At 69.5% G+C, this 14,949-nt stretch carries 17 protein-coding genes; 5 read left to right on the top strand and 12 right to left on the bottom strand.

Going from position 1 to position 14,949, the window contains the following annotated elements:
* Positions 1-312: 312 nt before the first annotated feature.
* The 4 genes from ACIA8E_RS16345 to ACIA8E_RS16330 form a co-directional block, all read right to left on the bottom strand.
* Positions 313-1,437: a GuaB3 family IMP dehydrogenase-related protein gene (locus ACIA8E_RS16345; protein WP_030914322.1), complete on the bottom strand. Its 1,125-nt coding sequence runs from the start codon at positions 1,435-1,437 to the stop codon at positions 313-315.
* A gap of 115 nt (positions 1,438-1,552) precedes the next feature.
* Positions 1,553-3,058, bottom strand: a complete 1,506-nt coding sequence (gene guaB, locus ACIA8E_RS16340; RefSeq protein WP_399298454.1) for an IMP dehydrogenase — start codon at positions 3,056-3,058, stop codon at positions 1,553-1,555.
* A 139-nt stretch (positions 3,059-3,197) separates the two neighbouring features.
* Positions 3,198-3,773 (bottom strand): sigma-70 family RNA polymerase sigma factor, encoded by a 576-nt coding sequence (locus ACIA8E_RS16335; protein WP_056796454.1) that lies wholly within the window; start codon positions 3,771-3,773, stop codon positions 3,198-3,200.
* Between the two features lie 276 nt (positions 3,774-4,049).
* Positions 4,050-4,661, bottom strand: a complete 612-nt coding sequence (locus tag ACIA8E_RS16330; RefSeq protein ID WP_003948568.1) for a response regulator transcription factor — start codon at positions 4,659-4,661, stop codon at positions 4,050-4,052.
* Positions 4,662-5,074: 413 nt separating this feature from the next.
* Here ACIA8E_RS16330 and ACIA8E_RS16325 point away from each other — a divergent pair, with 413 nt between their 5' ends.
* The gene (locus tag ACIA8E_RS16325) at positions 5,075-5,413 is read left to right on the top strand and encodes a WhiB family transcriptional regulator (protein ID WP_313938775.1); all 339 of its coding nucleotides are present in this window, start codon (positions 5,075-5,077) and stop codon (positions 5,411-5,413) included.
* Between the two features lie 44 nt (positions 5,414-5,457).
* Here the strand turns inward: ACIA8E_RS16325 and ACIA8E_RS16320 are convergent, their stop codons facing one another.
* On the bottom strand, positions 5,458-6,348 hold the full coding sequence (locus ACIA8E_RS16320; RefSeq protein WP_030979615.1) for a LysR family transcriptional regulator: 891 nt from the start codon (positions 6,346-6,348) through the stop codon (positions 5,458-5,460).
* 90 nt (positions 6,349-6,438) lie between these two features.
* Here ACIA8E_RS16320 and ACIA8E_RS16315 point away from each other — a divergent pair, with 90 nt between their 5' ends.
* Entirely contained in the window at positions 6,439-7,113 is a 675-nt protein-coding gene (locus ACIA8E_RS16315; RefSeq protein ID WP_399298713.1) for an MOSC domain-containing protein, read from the top strand.
* Between the two features lie 34 nt (positions 7,114-7,147).
* Positions 7,148-7,921: an SDR family NAD(P)-dependent oxidoreductase gene (locus ACIA8E_RS16310; RefSeq protein WP_399298452.1), complete on the top strand. Its 774-nt coding sequence runs from the start codon at positions 7,148-7,150 to the stop codon at positions 7,919-7,921.
* 5 nt (positions 7,922-7,926) lie between these two features.
* Here ACIA8E_RS16310 and ACIA8E_RS16305 read toward each other — a convergent pair whose 3' ends face one another.
* The gene (locus tag ACIA8E_RS16305) at positions 7,927-8,067 is read right to left on the bottom strand and encodes a hypothetical protein (RefSeq protein WP_399298450.1); all 141 of its coding nucleotides are present in this window, start codon (positions 8,065-8,067) and stop codon (positions 7,927-7,929) included.
* A gap of 329 nt (positions 8,068-8,396) precedes the next feature.
* On the opposite strand from ACIA8E_RS16305, the gene ACIA8E_RS16300 reads away from it, so the two are divergent.
* Positions 8,397-9,092, top strand: coding sequence for an ester cyclase (locus ACIA8E_RS16300; protein ID WP_399298448.1), 696 nt, complete (start codon positions 8,397-8,399; stop codon positions 9,090-9,092).
* Between the two features lie 112 nt (positions 9,093-9,204).
* Here ACIA8E_RS16300 and groL read toward each other — a convergent pair whose 3' ends face one another.
* The 3 genes from groL to ACIA8E_RS16285 form a co-directional block, all read right to left on the bottom strand.
* A complete protein-coding gene (gene groL, locus ACIA8E_RS16295) occupies positions 9,205-10,830 on the bottom strand; it encodes a chaperonin GroEL (RefSeq protein ID WP_399298446.1) in 1,626 nt (541 codons plus the stop codon).
* A 99-nt stretch (positions 10,831-10,929) separates the two neighbouring features.
* Positions 10,930-11,238: a co-chaperone GroES gene (gene groES / locus ACIA8E_RS16290; RefSeq protein WP_030914297.1), complete on the bottom strand. Its 309-nt coding sequence runs from the start codon at positions 11,236-11,238 to the stop codon at positions 10,930-10,932.
* A 310-nt stretch (positions 11,239-11,548) separates the two neighbouring features.
* Positions 11,549-12,139 carry a hypothetical protein gene (locus tag ACIA8E_RS16285; RefSeq protein ID WP_399298444.1) on the bottom strand — a complete coding sequence of 197 codons (591 nt, stop codon included), beginning with the start codon at positions 12,137-12,139 and terminating at the stop codon, positions 11,549-11,551.
* Between the two features lie 30 nt (positions 12,140-12,169).
* Between ACIA8E_RS16285 and ACIA8E_RS16280 the strand changes: the two genes are divergently transcribed.
* Positions 12,170-13,540: a methyltransferase domain-containing protein gene (locus tag ACIA8E_RS16280; protein WP_399298442.1), complete on the top strand. Its 1,371-nt coding sequence runs from the start codon at positions 12,170-12,172 to the stop codon at positions 13,538-13,540.
* Here ACIA8E_RS16280 and ACIA8E_RS16275 read toward each other — a convergent pair.
* From ACIA8E_RS16275 to ACIA8E_RS16265, 3 genes are all read right to left on the bottom strand, one after another.
* Positions 13,537-13,902: a hypothetical protein gene (locus ACIA8E_RS16275; RefSeq protein WP_399298711.1), complete on the bottom strand. Its 366-nt coding sequence runs from the start codon at positions 13,900-13,902 to the stop codon at positions 13,537-13,539. The genes ACIA8E_RS16280 and ACIA8E_RS16275 overlap by 4 nt on opposite strands.
* A gap of 246 nt (positions 13,903-14,148) precedes the next feature.
* Positions 14,149-14,289: a hypothetical protein gene (locus tag ACIA8E_RS16270; RefSeq protein WP_399298440.1), complete on the bottom strand. Its 141-nt coding sequence runs from the start codon at positions 14,287-14,289 to the stop codon at positions 14,149-14,151.
* A gap of 193 nt (positions 14,290-14,482) precedes the next feature.
* Positions 14,483-14,947 carry a VOC family protein gene (locus ACIA8E_RS16265; protein WP_399298438.1) on the bottom strand — a complete coding sequence of 155 codons (465 nt, stop codon included), beginning with the start codon at positions 14,945-14,947 and terminating at the stop codon, positions 14,483-14,485.
* Positions 14,948-14,949: the final 2 nt, after the last annotated feature.

Below are 14,949 nucleotides of genomic sequence, written 5' to 3'. Positions count from 1 at the left end.
ACTCCTGGTCAAAATTCCCCCTCGTCTCCCATCGCTCCGCCGACAGAAGCGGCAGAAACGACAGAGACATCAGTCGAAAACGACTGACGGCCTCGTGTTCCCCTAAGCCCGTTAGTCGTCCTGTACAGATCAAAACTAACAGTGACCGAATGGGAGCCGCTGCCGAAGCGGGCGAGTTTGATCAAGATCTGAGCCTTCGCAATCCCAGGGCACCGTCCACCCGCACAACAGCCGGCACATGACAGGCAGCCGGACATGGAACGGGGCCTGAAGCACCTGATCGGTGCTTCAGGCCCCGGAGGCCGGACCGTGTCAGCGGCGGTGCTGCGAGTCCGCCACCGTCACCTCGACGCGCTGGAACTCCTTGAGGTCGCTGTACCCCGTCGTCGCCATCGCCCGGCGCAGTGCACCGAAGATGTTCATCGAGCCGTCAGGGGTGTGCGAGGGGCCGGTGAGGACCTCCTCCGTCGTGCCGACGGAGCCCAGGTCCACCAGCTTGCCGCGCGGCACGTCCTCGTGGACCGCCTCCATGCCCCAGTGCCGGCCGCGGCCGGGCGCGTCCGTCGCACGGGCCAGCGGGGAGCCCATCATCACGGCGTCGGCGCCGCAGGCGATGGCCTTCGGCAGGTCGCCGGACCAGCCGACGCCGCCGTCCGCGATCACGTGCACATACCGGCCACCGGACTCGTCCATGTAGTCGCGGCGGGCCCCGGCCACATCGGCGACCGCGGTCGCCATCGGGACCTGGATACCGAAGACGTTGCGCGTGGTGTGCGCGGCGCCGCCGCCGAAGCCGACGAGGACACCGGCCGCGCCGGTGCGCATCAGGTGCAGGGCCGCGGTGTAGGTGGCGCAGCCGCCGACGATCACCGGGACGTCCAGTTCGTAGATGAACTGCTTGAGGTTGAGCGGCTCGGCCGCACCCGAGACGTGCTCGGCGGAGACCGTCGTACCGCGGATGACGAAGATGTCGACGCCGGCGTCGACGACGGCCTTGGAGAACTGGGCGGTGCGCTGCGGCGAGAGCGCGGCGGCGGTGACGACACCGGAGTCGCGCACCTCCTTGATGCGCTGCCCGATCAGCTCCTCCTGGATCGGCGCGGCGTAGATCTCCTGGAGGCGGCGGGTCGCCGACTCCACAGGCATCTCGGCGATCTCGTCGAGGAGCGGCTGCGGGTCGGCGTGCCGGGTCCACAGGCCTTCGAGGTTGAGGACGCCGAGACCACCCAGCTCACCGATCCGGATCGCGGTCTGCGGGGAGACCACGGAGTCCATCGGAGCGGCCAGGAACGGCAGCTCGAACCGATAGGCGTCGATCTGCCAGGCGATCGAGACCTCCTTCGGGTCGCGGGTGCGACGGCTCGGCACGACGGCGATGTCGTCGAAGGCGTACGCCCGGCGGCCGCGCTTGCCGCGCCCGATCTCGATCTCAGTCACGATGGTGTGGCCTTTCAGTTCCCTAGGCGTACTGTCTGCGTTTTCCAGTATCCCCGACACACAGGTGAGGGGCGGTCCCAGTACGCCCGGGCCGCCCCTCACCTGTTCTGTTGCGTTACTTCCTGCTGTAGTTCGGCGCTTCGACCGTCATCTGGATGTCGTGCGGGTGGCTCTCCTTGAGCCCCGCCGAGGTGATCCGGACGAACCGGCCGTTGGCCTGGAGCTCCGGGACGGTGCGGCCGCCGACGTAGAACATCGACTGGCGCAGACCGCCGGTGAGCTGGTGGACGACCGCCGAGAGCGGGCCGCGGTACGGGACCTGGCCCTCGATGCCCTCGGGGACCAGCTTTTCGTCGGAGGCGACGCCCTCCTGGAAGTAGCGGTCCTTGGAGAACGACTTGCGGTCGCCACGCGTCTGCATCGCGGCGAGCGAACCCATGCCGCGGTACGACTTGAACTGCTTGCCGTTGATGAAGAGCAGCTCACCCGGGGACTCCTCGCAGCCCGCCAGCAGCGAGCCGAGCATCACGGTGTCCGCACCGGCCACCAGGGCCTTGGCGATGTCTCCGGAGTACTGCAGACCGCCGTCGCCGATGACCGGGACACCGGCCGCCTTGGCGGCGAGCGATGCCTCATAGATCGCGGTGACCTGCGGAACGCCGATTCCGGCGACCACGCGGGTGGTGCAGATGGAGCCGGGGCCGACGCCCACCTTGATGCCGTCGACGCCGGCGTCGATCAGCGCCTGGGCGCCGTCACGGGTGGCGATGTTGCCGCCGATGACGTCGACACCCGACGCGTTCGACTTGATCTTGGCGACCATGTCGGAGACGAGACGGGAGTGGCCGTGCGCGGTGTCGACGACGATGAAGTCGACGCCCGCCTCGACGAGTGCCTGGGCCCGCTCGAAGGCGTCGCCCGCGACACCGACGGCGGCTCCGACCAGCAGCCGGCCTTCCTTGTCCTTCGCGGCGTTCGGGTACTTCTCCGCCTTGACGAAGTCCTTGACGGTGATGAGGCCCTTGAGAACCCCGGCGTCGTCGACCAGCGGAAGCTTCTCGATCTTGTGGCGCCGCAGCAGCTCCATGGCGTCCACGCCGGAGATGCCGACCTTGCCGGTGACGAGCGGCATGGGCGTCATGACCTCGCGCACCTGGCGCGAACGGTCCGCCTCGAAGGCCATGTCACGGTTGGTGACGATGCCGAGGAGCTTGCCCGCCCCGTCGGTCACCGGCACGCCACTGATGCGGAACTTGGCGCACAGGTCGTCGGCGTCGCGCAGGGTCGCGTCCGGGTGCACCGTGATCGGGTCGGTGACCATGCCGGACTCGGAACGCTTCACCAGGTCGACCTGGTTGGCCTGGTCCGCGATGGAGAGATTGCGGTGCAGCACACCGGCGCCACCCTGGCGGGCCATGGCGATCGCCATGCGGGCCTCGGTGACCTTGTCCATCGCGGCGGACAGCAGCGGGATGTTCACCCGCACGTTCTTCGAGATGTACGAGGAAGTGTCGATCTGATCGGGCGCCATGTCGGACGCGCCGGGCAGCAGCAGCACGTCGTCGTATGTCAGCCCGAGCGACGCGAACTTCTCGGGCACTCCGTCGACGTTTGCAGTCATGACACCTTCCCCAAATGGCCTTGATCGGTGCGGATGTCCATGCTAACGGCCTCCGGAGGTGTCTCATTCCACGAGCAAGATCACCTAGAGGTTCTGTAGCTTCGTACGGAACTCCGTTCCGGGGTGAAGCCGGTGCCGCTCACTGCCCGGCGAGGGCCCGCAATCTGCTCAGCGCGCGGTGCTGGGCGACCCGGACGGCGCCCGGCGACATGCCGAGCATCTGCCCGGTCTCCTCGGCGGTCAGACCGACCGCGACCCGCAGAACCAGCAGCTCACGCTGGTTCTCCGGGAGGTTGGCGAGGAGCTTCTTTGCCCAGGCGGCATCGCTGCTGAGCAGCGCACGCTCCTCGGGCCCGAGCGAATCGTCCGGCCGCTCCGGCATCTCGTCGGACGGCACGGCGGTCGATCCCGGGTGCCGCATGGCGGCGCGCTGGAGATCGGCGACCTTGTGGCCGGCGATGGCGAAGACAAAGGCTTCGAAGGGTCTGCCGGTGTCCTTGTAGCGCGGCAACGCCATCAGCACCGCGACACAGACCTCCTGCGCCAGGTCCTCCACGAAGTGGCGGGCATCACCGGGCAGCCGGTTCAGCCGGGACCTGCAGTAGCGCAGCGCGAGGGGATGGACATGGGCGAGCAGATCATGGGTGGCCTGCGCGTCGCCGTCGACGGCACGGTGCACCAGAGCACCGATCACCGTCGTCTCGTCGTCGCGCATCGGACCATGGTGCCTCGGTGCCGCTTCATCCGTGGCACCGCGTCCGTAGTTGTGCACCGAAGCGTTATGAGCGGGTGCGCCGGAAGTCATGTCCTGCGCCCTCCCCTTCCGCTCGACCGAATCGTTCCCGAGGAACTCCACATCTCAAGGATGCGGCATCGGCCGGGAAGCGTCACATACCGCGGGGGCCCGGCTCCCGATCTGCGGCCCGGCACCCCCGTCGCCCCGTCCGCCCGAGGGCGGACGGGGACACCCCCTACCGGCCATCGCCGGTCATCAGCGCACCAGGCCCCAGCGGAAGCCGAGCGCCACGGCGTGCGCCCGGTCCGAGGCGCCGAGCTTCTTGAAAAGCCGCCGGGCGTGCGTCTTCACCGTGTCCTCGGAGAGGAAGAGCTCGCGCCCGATCTCCGCGTTGGAACGGCCGTGGCTCATCCCTTCGAGCACCTGGATCTCACGCGCCGTGAGCGTCGGCGCCGCACCCATCTCGGCCGACCGCAGCCGACGCGGGGCGAGCCGCCACGTCGGATCGGCCAGCGCCTGGGTGACGGTCGCCCGCAGCTCCGCGCGGGAGGCGTCCTTGTGCAGATAGCCGCGGGCACCGGCGGCGACCGCTAGCGCGACACCGTCCAGGTCCTCGGCGACGGTCAGCATGATGATCCGCGCCCCGGGGTCGGCGGAGAGCAGCCGCCGGACCGTCTCCACACCTCCCAGACCGGGCATGCGTACGTCCATCAGAATGAGATCCGAACGGTCGGCACCCCAGCGGCGGAGAACTTCCTCACCGTTGGCCGCCGTCGTCACACGCTCGACGCCGGGCACGGTCGCGACCGCGCGACGGAGCGCCTCTCGGGCAAGCGGGGAGTCGTCGCAGACGAGGACGGATGTCATGACCGTCCTCCGCAGCTGATGCGCGTCACCTTGAGCCTCCAGGCTGAATACAAGTCGTCACCTGTGCGGTTGACACTCTCGGACATCTGCCCGATCGCTTTTTCCGTCAACCGCCTCCGCACTCTCAACGACGGTCACTCGAAAGAGTTACGGGTCCGACGACCAGGTTCGGCACTCTACGTGAGGAGTCGTACACGGAGGAGAGCGGCGCGGATTGTCCAGTCGTCAATCGAAGCTTCACCTGAAGGTATGCCCCATTTAGCGGGTTTTCTTCCCTTTTGCTGGTGTCTGTGGATAGATTCGCAATCAGTCATATTTACATCTACTTACACCGTAGATGTACGGTCATGAGCACGGTCACCGACGAACGACTACCGCGTAGCCGACTCAGCATGGTTTCGAGGGGACAAGCAATGGCAGATTTCTCCCGCCTTCCCGGACCCAACGCCGATCTGTGGGACTGGCAGCTGCTGGCGGCCTGCCGTGGGGTCGACAGCTCGCTGTTCTTCCACCCGGAGGGTGAGCGCGGAGCGGCCCGGAGCGCCCGCGAGAACTCGGCGAAAGAGGTCTGTATGCGATGCCCGGTACGCGCCGAGTGCGCAGCGCACGCCCTGGCCGTGCGTGAGCCCTACGGAGTGTGGGGCGGGCTGACCGAGGACGAGCGCGAAGAGCTCATGGGACGGGCCCGCAACCGACTGATCGCGACAGCAGGGGCGCCATCGGGGTTGAGCGCCTCCTCGGGGCACGGCTGACCCTCGAACCGCGCGGAACAATCGAAGAAACGTTCCTGCACTCCCTAGCGGGCGGCCGCCAGGGAAAGCTGGTCCAGCGTGGCCGCGACGGCCGGGACCTGCGCCAGGTCCGGGAGCGTGAGCGCGACGATCTCACGCTCGACCGCCGGCTCCACCGTCACGGTGCGGGCCCCTTTGGGACGTACCGATTCGATCGCCAGCTCCGGCAGCACCGCCACCCCCAGGCCGGCGCCGACCAGGCCGATCACCGCCGGATAGTCGTCGGTGGCGAAGTCGATCCGGGGGGTGAAGCCGGACTCCTCACAGACCTCCACCAGTTGACGGCGGCAGCGCGGGCAGCCCGCGATCCAGGACTCGTCGGCCAGTTCACCGATCCCCACCGCATCCGCGCCGGCCAGCCGGTGCCCCTCGGGGACGAGGCCGATCAGCCGGTCGGTGAGCAGCGGACGTACGACCAGGTCGTCCCATTCGGCACCCGAGGTGCCGTAGCGGAACGCCAGCGCGATGTCGCAGTCCCCCTCCCGGAGCATCTCGACCGAGCGCGGCGGCTCGGCCTCGACCAGGGAGACCCTCGTACCGGGGTGGGCGGCGCGGAGGGCGGCGAGGGCGCCGGGGACCAGGGTGGAGCTGCCGCTGGGGAACGAGACGAGCCGGACCCGGCCGGCCCGCAGCCCGGCGATCGCGGCGATCTCCTCCTCGGCGGCGGTCAGCCCGGCGAGGATGCCGGAGGCGTGACGTACGAGCGCCTCACCCGCCTGCGTGAGCCGCATCTCGCGACCTGTGCGGATCAGCAGCGGGGTGCCCGCGGAGGACTCCAGGGCCTTCATCTGCTGGCTGACCGCCGGCTGGGTGCAACCCAGTTCACGCGCGGCGGCGGAGAACGAACCGGTTGCGGCCACGGCGCGCAGGACACGGAGATGACGGGCTTCGATCACCTTTCAACCATAAGGCCCTCTTGGGGAGGAAGCCAGTAGCCGGCCTGCGGCTTTGAGACGGGGTGGTTACCGTTGCTCCCCATGAAGCCGATGAAATTGCTGACCGTGAACGTGGGACGGCCCAAGGCGGTCGACTGCACCGACGCCCCCGGCGGCGTCACCGGGATCGACAAGCGGCCGGCCGACGGCCCGGTACGGGTCACCGATCCCGGCCCCAAGGGGACCGGCGGCAGCGGAGTCGCCGGCGACGCGGTCTGCGATCTGCGCCATCACGGCGGCACCGACCAGGCCGTGTACGCGTTCGCCCGCGAGGACCTCGACGCCTGGGAGAGCTCGCTCGGCCGCACGCTGGCCAATGGCGCGTTCGGCGAGAACCTGACGGTCTCCGGACTGGACGTGAGCGGCGCGAAGATCGGCGAGCGCTGGCGGATCGGCCCCGACCTGGTGCTGGAGGTGACGTCCGGCCGCATTCCGTGCCGTACGTTCGCCGGTCACCTCGACGAGAGCCGCTGGGTCAAGCGGTTCACGGAGGCGGCCGCTCCGGGTGCCTACCTGCGAGTGGTCGAGCCGGGCGAGATCCGGGCCGGGGACCCGGTCGAGATCGTGCACCGGCCGGACCACGACGTCACCGTACAGCTGGAGTTCCTGGCCGCGACGACGCGCCGGGAGCTGCTGCCGGAGCTGCTTCCGGCCCGGGACGCACTCCATCCCCGGACGCTGCGCTCCGCCCTGAAGTACGTGGCGTCGGAGGCCACGGGCGAGTGACCCCCGCGGTGGGCGTGGCACTAACGTGCCGCGTATGACGACTGCACTGATTACGGGCGCGACCGCGGGGATCGGGGCCGCCTTCGCGCGGCGGCTCGCGGCCGAAGGGCACAACCTGGTGCTGGTGGCGCGCAACACCGAGCGGCTCCGGGAGCAGGCCACCGAACTGCACGACCTGCATGGCATCGAGGCCGAGGTGCTGACCGCCGACCTGTCCGAGGACGACGGGATCGCCTCGGTCGAGGCGCGACTGGCGGACCGTCAGCACTCCGTCGATCTGCTGGTCAACAACGCCGGGTTCGGCAACAAGGGCCGCTATCTGGAGGTGTCGACGGCCGATGAGCTGAAGATGCTGAAGGTGCACTGCGAGGCGGTGCTGCGGCTGACCTCGGCGGCCGCGGCCGGAATGAAGGAGCGCGGGCGGGGCGGGGTCGTCAATGTGGCCTCGGTGGCGGCGTTCGTACCGCGCGGGACGTACGGCGCGTCCAAGGCGTGGGTCGTGCAGTTCACCCAGGGTGCGGCGAAGGATCTGGCCGGGTCGGGGGTGCGGCTGATGGCCCTCTGCCCCGGCTTCGTACGGACCGAGTTCCATGAGCGGGCCGGGATGGGGACCGGCAACATCCCGGGCTGGATGTGGCTCGACGCGGACAAGCTGGTGGCGACGGCGCTGGCGGATCTGGCGCGCGGCAAGTCGGTCTCGATCCCGGACGCGCGGTACAAGACGCTGATGGGTCTGGTGAAGGTGGCGCCGCGCGGCCTGCTCGGCGGGGTCACCTCCAAGACGGGCCGCAAGTACGGACCGCAGTGAGCGGGTTATTGCCGGATACCGCGGCCCGCACAGGCGCCCATGTCGGGAGCGACGGGCTTCGCCCTGTTGCCGAACCGGTCCTCGCCGCCGTTGTTCTCGATGACGGCACGGGCGGCGGGGGCGGGCCGGGCCGGAGGTCGCGGCACAGCCCGGGCCCCGGTGATACGCCGGGGCGCGCAGCACACCACCCGCTGTGACGGATATTCACTTTCCGTCCGGAACGGCGCCGTTGCACGGCCTGCCGAATGTTCTGCCGACTCCGTATGTCGCACCGTCGCTCAGCCGAGCGACACCGGTCGACAGGCCGGACGCTGGACAGGACGGCGCGGTTCGCGGCCGGCCCGCCCTCCGCGAAGCCGGTGCCCGCCGAGAAGCCTGAATCACTCGGTCCGACCGCTCCACCCGAACCGTCACGAACCCCGTATCCCAATAAAATGGAACCATCCCATCCAGGCTCGTGAGACCGGGAGACACCATGAGATTCGTACAGGTGATCGACTGCAAGACGGAGCGGTTCGATGACATGGACCGCCTCATGGACGAGTGGGTCGAACAGACCAAGGGCTCCCGGACCGCCACTCACAGCCTGATCGGCAAGGACCGCTCGGACGGGTCCCACTACGTGGAGATCGTCGAATTCCCGTCGTACGAGGACGCGGTGGCGAACTCCAGGCTGCCGGAGACCGACCGGATCTTCCAGGAAATGGTGGCGCTCTGCGACGGGACGCCCACCTTCACCGATCTCGACGTGGTCCGCGACGAACAGTTGAACCAGACACTGTCCCGCCGGTTTTTCCACGAGATCGCCGTCGGCGGCAACCTGGACGCCATCGACGAGGTGTTCGCGGTCGACTACGCCGACCACGACATCGCGAAGGAGGAGGACACCGTGATCGGATCCGGCAACCTCCGGGACGATCTCATCGGATGGCGGGCCGCCTTCGACTTCTCCTTCGACCTGGACCGGCAGATCTGCGAGGGCGACGACGTCGTGACGCTGTGGACCTGGACCGGCACCCACAAGGGCGACTTCATGGGCATACCGCCGACGGGCAGGCAGTGCATCATGACCGGCACCACGATCTTCCGGTTCAGGGACGGCAGGATCCAGGAGGGCTGGTGGCACGAAGACATCAGGGGCCTGATGCGCCAGCTCGGCGTGCTCGACTGAACCGGGCTCGACCGGGCGCCGAGGGACGAAGAAGACCGAAGGCCCCCTGTTCCCACCGCTGAGCAGCGGGGACAGGGGGCCTTCTACGGCTGTGCGCCGGTGCGGCTACACGTCAGTGCGAGTGACCGTGACCGCCGTGACCGGCCTCGGCCTCTTCCTCGGCCGGCTTCTCGACGACCAGGGTCTCGGTCGTGAGCAGCAGCGACGCGATGGACGCGGCGTTCTCCAGCGCGGAGCGGGTGACCTTGACCGGGTCGATGACGCCGGCCTTCACCAGGTCGCCGTACTCGCCGGTCGCGGCGTTGAAGCCCTGGCCCTTGTCGAGCTCGGCGACCTTCGAGGTGATGACATAACCCTCGAGGCCGGCGTTCTCGGCGATCCAGCGCAGCGGCTCGACGGCGGCGCGGCGCACGACCGCGACACCGGTGGCCTCGTCGCCGGTCTTGTCGAGGTTGCCCTCGAGGACCTTGACGGCGTGGACCAGAGCGGAGCCACCACCGGAGACGATGCCCTCCTCGACCGCGGCGCGGGTCGCGGAGATGGCGTCCTCCAGACGGTGCTTCTTCTCCTTGAGCTCCACCTCGGTGGCGGCACCGACGCGGATCACGCACACGCCGCCGGCCAGCTTCGCAAGGCGCTCCTGGAGCTTCTCGCGGTCCCAGTCGGAGTCCGTGGAGTCGATCTCGGCCTTGATCTGGTTGACCCGGCCCTTGACGTCGCCGGGCTCGCCGCCGCCGTCCACGATGGTCGTGTCGTCCTTGGAGACGGTCACGCGGCGCGCCGTGCCCAGCACGTCCAGACCGGCCTGGTCGAGCTTGAGGCCGACCTCCTCGGCGATGACGGTCGCACCGGTGAGTGCGGCGATGTCGCCGAGCATGGCCTTGCGGCGGTCACCGAAGCCCGGGGCCTTCACCGCGACGGCGTTGAAGGTGCCACGGATCTTGTTGACGACCAGGGTCGACAGGGCCTCGCCCTCGACGTCCTCGGCGATGATCAGCAGCGGCTTGGAGCCACCGGCCTGGATGACCTTCTCCAGCAGCGGGAGCAGCTCCTGGATCGAGCCGATCTTGCCCTGGTGGATCAGGATGTACGGGTCGTCGAGGACGGCCTCCATACGCTCCTGGTCGGTCACCATGTACGGGGACAGGTAACCCTTGTCGAAGGCCATGCCCTCGGTGAACTCGAGGTCCAGACCGAAGGTGTTGGACTCCTCGACGGTGATGACACCGTCCTTGCCGACCTTGTCCATCGCGTCCGCGATGAGCTCGCCGACCTGCGAGTCCTGCGCGGAGAGCGCGGCCACGGCGGCGATGTCGGACTTGTCGTCGATCGGTCGGGCGGTCGCGAGGAGCTCCTCGGACACGGCCTTGACCGCGGCGTCGATGCCCTTCTTCAGGGCGGCCGGGGACGCACCCGCGGCAACGTTGCGCAGGCCCTCGCGGACGAGCGCCTGGGCGAGCACGGTGGCGGTGGTGGTGCCGTCACCCGCTACGTCGTTGGTCTTGGTCGCCACCTCCTTCACCAGCTGGGCACCGAGGTTCTCGTACGGGTCGTCGAGCTCGACCTCGCGCGCGATGGTGACACCGTCGTTGGTGATGGTGGGAGCGCCGAACTTCTTGTCGATGACGACGTTGCGGCCCTTGGGGCCGATCGTCACCTTCACCGTGTCGGCAAGCTTGTTGACGCCACGCTCAAGGGCGCGACGGGCGTCCTCGTCGAACTTCAGAATCTTCGCCATGGGAGCTGAGCTGTCCTCTCAAACGAACTGCGCCCCCGACCACCGGCTAGTTATTTCGCAGGGGGCCAGGGGCGCAGAACAGAAGCAAACGTGGGTGAATTACTTCTCGACGATCGCGAGCACGTCGCGAGCCGAGAGGACGAGGTACTCCTCGCCGTTGTACTTCACCTCGGTGCCGCCGTACTTGCTGTAGAGCACGATGTCACCGGTGTTGACGTCGAGCGGAAGACGCTCGCCGTTCTCGAAGCGACCCGGGCCCACGGCCAGGACGACGCCCTCCTGGGGCTTCTCCTTGGCGGTGTCCGGGATGACCAGGCCAGAGGCCGTGGTCTGCTCGGCGTCGAGCGGCTGGACCACAATGCGGTCCTCAAGCGGCTTGATGGCAACCTTGGAGCTGGTGGTCGTCACGATCCGGCCTCCCCCTTCGGAGATCTCGGGGTTAACTGCGGGGTTAACTGTCTGGGGTGGCGACCAGGTGGATCCGTCGTCGCGGGTGCCGGACCTGCCAGTCGCGCAGTACTGCTGGCACTCTCCAGTGGGGAGTGCCAGAGCCGAGACTATGACCGCGATTAGCACTCGGTCAAGCGGAGTGCCAATTCCGTGCGGTCGTGGCGTGGCAGCCCAGGCAAAGCCCCCCCCGGGCGCGGTCCAGGAGCATGCGCCCTGGGCGAGGCCCGCAGGGTGAAGTTCGCGGGCGCGCGAAGTCCACGGGCACGCGTTACCGCCGCTCGCACCCGGCGCCGGGATCCACGGCGCCGTACGACTCCGGCCGGTCCGGCCACCGGTGCCGCTGCCTCTGCGGTGGCGACGGCCGGGAGTCCGCGGGCTCCTGCGACTGCTCCCGCCGCCCGCAGGCGGTGACGGCCCATGACCCGGGTGCCCCGCGATCACCCCGCGCGCCCGCCTTCGGCCCCGACTCCGACGTCCCCCCTGGCCCCGCCGCCGGTACCCGGTGCGGGCCCTGCACCTTCTGGGCGGCCTTCCGGCCCAGTCGTTCGATCGGGTCGACCGACTGCGCGCACCCGGCGGTGGCGGTCAGGAGAGCACCGGCCGCCAGCAGTCCGGCGAGCAGCCGGCGCGCCCGGCTCATGCGCGGCCCTCCGGCCGTGCCACGGCGTACCCCCTTGTCCGCCCCGCCCGGCCGGCCCGCGGTGGGCCCGGCGGCCCGGCGCTCGGCGCGGTCGCCGGACCCGGAGGCGCTACCGGAGCCGACAGCGGCGACGGGGGGCACGACCGGAACCGCGCATCCCGGCCTCCGCCGCAGGTCGACCTGGCTGCGACGGATCGAGCCCGACCTCCGCCCCGTCATGGCAAATTCTTCCTTTTGTCGTAAGACCGCATGATCTTGGATACTGGCAGCAGTCGAACGATCACTCGGCCCGACGCCGCCGCCGGACCCCGAACGGTCCCCCGGCTGGCTCACAATGGGCCGGTGAACGCCTTCGCCCCGACCGGCCCGACAGACCCGCGCGACCCGAGCAGCCCGAGCGCCCCGTCCGGTGCCGCCGACCCGCTCACCGACCCGCTCGCCGCCTTCACGGCGCTGCGCGCCCCGGAGGGCACGGCGCTGCTGACCGAACTGCGGTCCTACGACCCCGCCCAGGAGCTCGCCACCGCGACCCGGCTGCGCCGCAGCCACCCGGCCGCACTGGTTTCCGCGGCGCTGGGGCAGGCGCGGCTGCGGCAGCGGGCGGTGGCGAAGTTCGGTGCCGAGGACGCGTACCGGATGTTCTTCACGCCGAACGGTGTCGAGCAGGCGACCCGTACGTCGGTCGCCACGTACCGGGCCGGCCGGTTCGCCGCGGCCGGCGTCCGCAGCGTCGCCGATCTCTGCTGCGGGATCGGCGGTGACGCCATCGCGCTCGCCCGCGCGGGCATCTCCGTCCTCGCGGTGGACCGCGACCTGCTGACCGCCGAGGTGGCCCGCGCCAACGCCGCCGCGCTCGGGCTGGACGCCCTGATCGAGGTCCGGTGCGCCGATGTCACCGAGATCGACACCGCCGCGTACGACGCCGTCTTCGTCGACCCGGCCCGGCGCGGCGGACGCGGCAGGATCTTCGACCCGGAGGCGTACTCCCCGCCGCTCTCCTGGGCGACCGGCGCCGCCCTGAAGGCCCCCCGCGCCGCGCTGAAGATCGCCCCCGGCATCCCGCACGAGGCGGTCCCGGCGCAGGCGGAGGCCGAGTGGATCTCGGACGGCGGCGATGTGAAGGAGGCGGTGCTCTGGTTCGGCGCGGGATTCACAGCCGGCTCGTGCCGCGCCACGCTGCTCCCGTCCGGCGCGACCCTGTCGGCTCCGGCCACGCTGCCCGCTCCGCCCGTCGGCCCGGTCGGCCGCTATCTGTACGAGCCGGACGGTGCCGTCATCCGTGCGCATCTGGTCGCCGACATCGTGGAGCGGTCGGGCGGCCGGCTGATCGACGAGACGATCGCGTACGTCACGAGCGACGAGCCGTACGACTCCCCGTACACCTCCGCGTACGAGATCACCGACCGGCTGCCGTTCAACATGAAGAAGCTGAAGGCGCTGCTGAGGGAGCGGAAGGTCGGCGTCCTGACCGTCAAGAAGCGGGGCTCGGCCGTCGAACCGGAGGAGTTGCGCCGCAAGATGAAGCTCCAGGGTCCGAACGCCGCGACCGTGTTCCTGACCCGGGTCGCCGGGGCGCCGACCATGCTGATCGGCCACCCCGTGCGGCCGGAGATGCCCTAAGCCAGGTCGGTCAGGTCGTCGGCATACACCTGGGAGAGCGGCTGCGGGCCCACGTACTGCTGGCAGTTGCACTGCCCGGCTTCGAAGCGGACCGGCTTCTTGCTCTCGTCCCAGGCCGTCGGCACCTCGACCCGCTCATGGCACTTGCCCTGCTTGTCATGCTTCGCAAGATGGTGCGTGCAGCCGCAGACCGGCTCAGGCGGCCGGTTCACCGCCTCGACGGCGAGGCGTTCCTGCTTGCTCGCCTCCAGCAGTTCCAGCTTGCGGGTGTGCCGGTTGCGCAGCGCCGTACGGACGTTGTCGACCGCCCATCCGAAGCCGCCGGTCCAGAAGACGATGAGCACCCACCAGTACCACTCCATGTGACACCCTCCCCCTGCGCAGATCCTGCTGCCAGGATAGGGGCGGGGGCGGCGGTGGGCGCCGCCGACGACGGAGAACAGCGGCTCGGGCCCGCGAGCCCCGACGAACACCCGACCGCGGTGCACGAACGCCTTGGTGACGCCGGTCGGACCGAGCGGCCGGCCGATCGTCCGGAGGCCCATGAACGACAAGTGGGACGGGCGGGGCCGGTCGGCAGCGGGGAGCCTCGCCCGTCCCGGTCCGGTTCAGTCGTACTGCTCACTGTCCAGGTAGTCGTCGTACGCGTCGGGCTCGTCGGCCGAGCCGATGTACTCGGAGTCGTGGACGGCATCCGCCACGTCGGGATCGTGCTCCGGTTCGCCGCTGTAGTCGTACGGATCGGACATGGCGCCTCCTCTCTCGACGGGCACCCGATGCGCCCGGTCACGCGGTCAACGAGGCCGCCGAGCCGCTCGGTGCGCCCGCGCGATCGGACTGACTCCATGCGGATGACCGGGGCCACCTCAGTGGCGTACAGCTCGAGCGGACGGTTGACCGGGTGCGACGGCAGACCGGCCGAGTCGGCCACGACCCGGAACGTCAGGCGTTGAGCAGCGCCTCGATGTCGAGCTTCTTCATGCCGAGCATGGCCTTCATGGCCCGGTCCGCCTTGGCCCGGTCCGGGTCGGAGAGCGCCTCGGACAGCCCGCGCGGGACGATCTGCCACGACAGCCCGTACTTGTCCTTGAGCCAGCCGCACTGACTCTCCTCGCCGCCGTCGGTGAGCTTGGCCCACAGCTCGTCGACCTCCGCCTGCGACTCGCAGTCGACGGAGAGCGAGATCGCTTCGGTGAAGGGGAACTGCGGGCCGCCGTTGAGTGCGACGTACTCCTGGCCGGCCAGCCGGAATTCGACGGTCATGACCGCGCCCGGCTCGCCCGGCGACGCCTCGGTGTAGTACGTGACACCCAGCACCTTCGAGTCCCCTCCGAAGATTGAGACGTAGTGGTTCGCGGCCTCCTCGGCCTGGTTGTCGAACCACAGGAAGGTCTTGATCTTCTGCATGG

The organism is Streptomyces sp. NPDC051664, from assembly GCF_044453545.1.
Classification (GTDB): Bacteria; Actinomycetota; Actinomycetes; order Streptomycetales; family Streptomycetaceae; genus Streptomyces.
This window is presented reverse-complemented; position numbering and strand designations above follow the sequence as displayed.

What these genes read in the sequence shown, in the direction of transcription:
- guaB (WP_399298454.1), bottom strand. Translation starts at nt 3,058, where the DNA reads ATGACTGCAAACGTCGACGGAGTGCCCGAGAAGTTCGCGTCGCTCGGG.
- ACIA8E_RS16335 (WP_056796454.1), bottom strand. Translation starts at nt 3,773, where the DNA reads ATGCGCGACGACGAGACGACGGTGATCGGTGCTCTGGTGCACCGTGCC.
- ACIA8E_RS16330 (WP_003948568.1), bottom strand. Translation starts at nt 4,661, where the DNA reads ATGACATCCGTCCTCGTCTGCGACGACTCCCCGCTTGCCCGAGAGGCG.
- ACIA8E_RS16325 (WP_313938775.1), top strand. Translation starts at nt 5,075, where the DNA reads ATGGCAGATTTCTCCCGCCTTCCCGGACCCAACGCCGATCTGTGGGAC.
- ACIA8E_RS16315 (WP_399298713.1), top strand. Translation starts at nt 6,439, where the DNA reads ATGAAATTGCTGACCGTGAACGTGGGACGGCCCAAGGCGGTCGACTGC.
- ACIA8E_RS16310 (WP_399298452.1), top strand. Translation starts at nt 7,148, where the DNA reads ATGACGACTGCACTGATTACGGGCGCGACCGCGGGGATCGGGGCCGCC.
- ACIA8E_RS16300 (WP_399298448.1), top strand. Translation starts at nt 8,397, where the DNA reads ATGAGATTCGTACAGGTGATCGACTGCAAGACGGAGCGGTTCGATGAC.
- groL (WP_399298446.1), bottom strand. Translation starts at nt 10,830, where the DNA reads ATGGCGAAGATTCTGAAGTTCGACGAGGACGCCCGTCGCGCCCTTGAG.
- ACIA8E_RS16285 (WP_399298444.1), bottom strand. Translation starts at nt 12,139, where the DNA reads ATGACGGGGCGGAGGTCGGGCTCGATCCGTCGCAGCCAGGTCGACCTG.
- ACIA8E_RS16280 (WP_399298442.1), top strand. Translation starts at nt 12,170, where the DNA reads ATGATCTTGGATACTGGCAGCAGTCGAACGATCACTCGGCCCGACGCC.
- ACIA8E_RS16275 (WP_399298711.1), bottom strand. Translation starts at nt 13,902, where the DNA reads ATGGAGTGGTACTGGTGGGTGCTCATCGTCTTCTGGACCGGCGGCTTC.
- ACIA8E_RS16270 (WP_399298440.1), bottom strand. Translation starts at nt 14,289, where the DNA reads ATGTCCGATCCGTACGACTACAGCGGCGAACCGGAGCACGATCCCGAC.
- ACIA8E_RS16265 (WP_399298438.1), bottom strand. Translation starts at nt 14,947, where the DNA reads ATGCAGAAGATCAAGACCTTCCTGTGGTTCGACAACCAGGCCGAGGAG.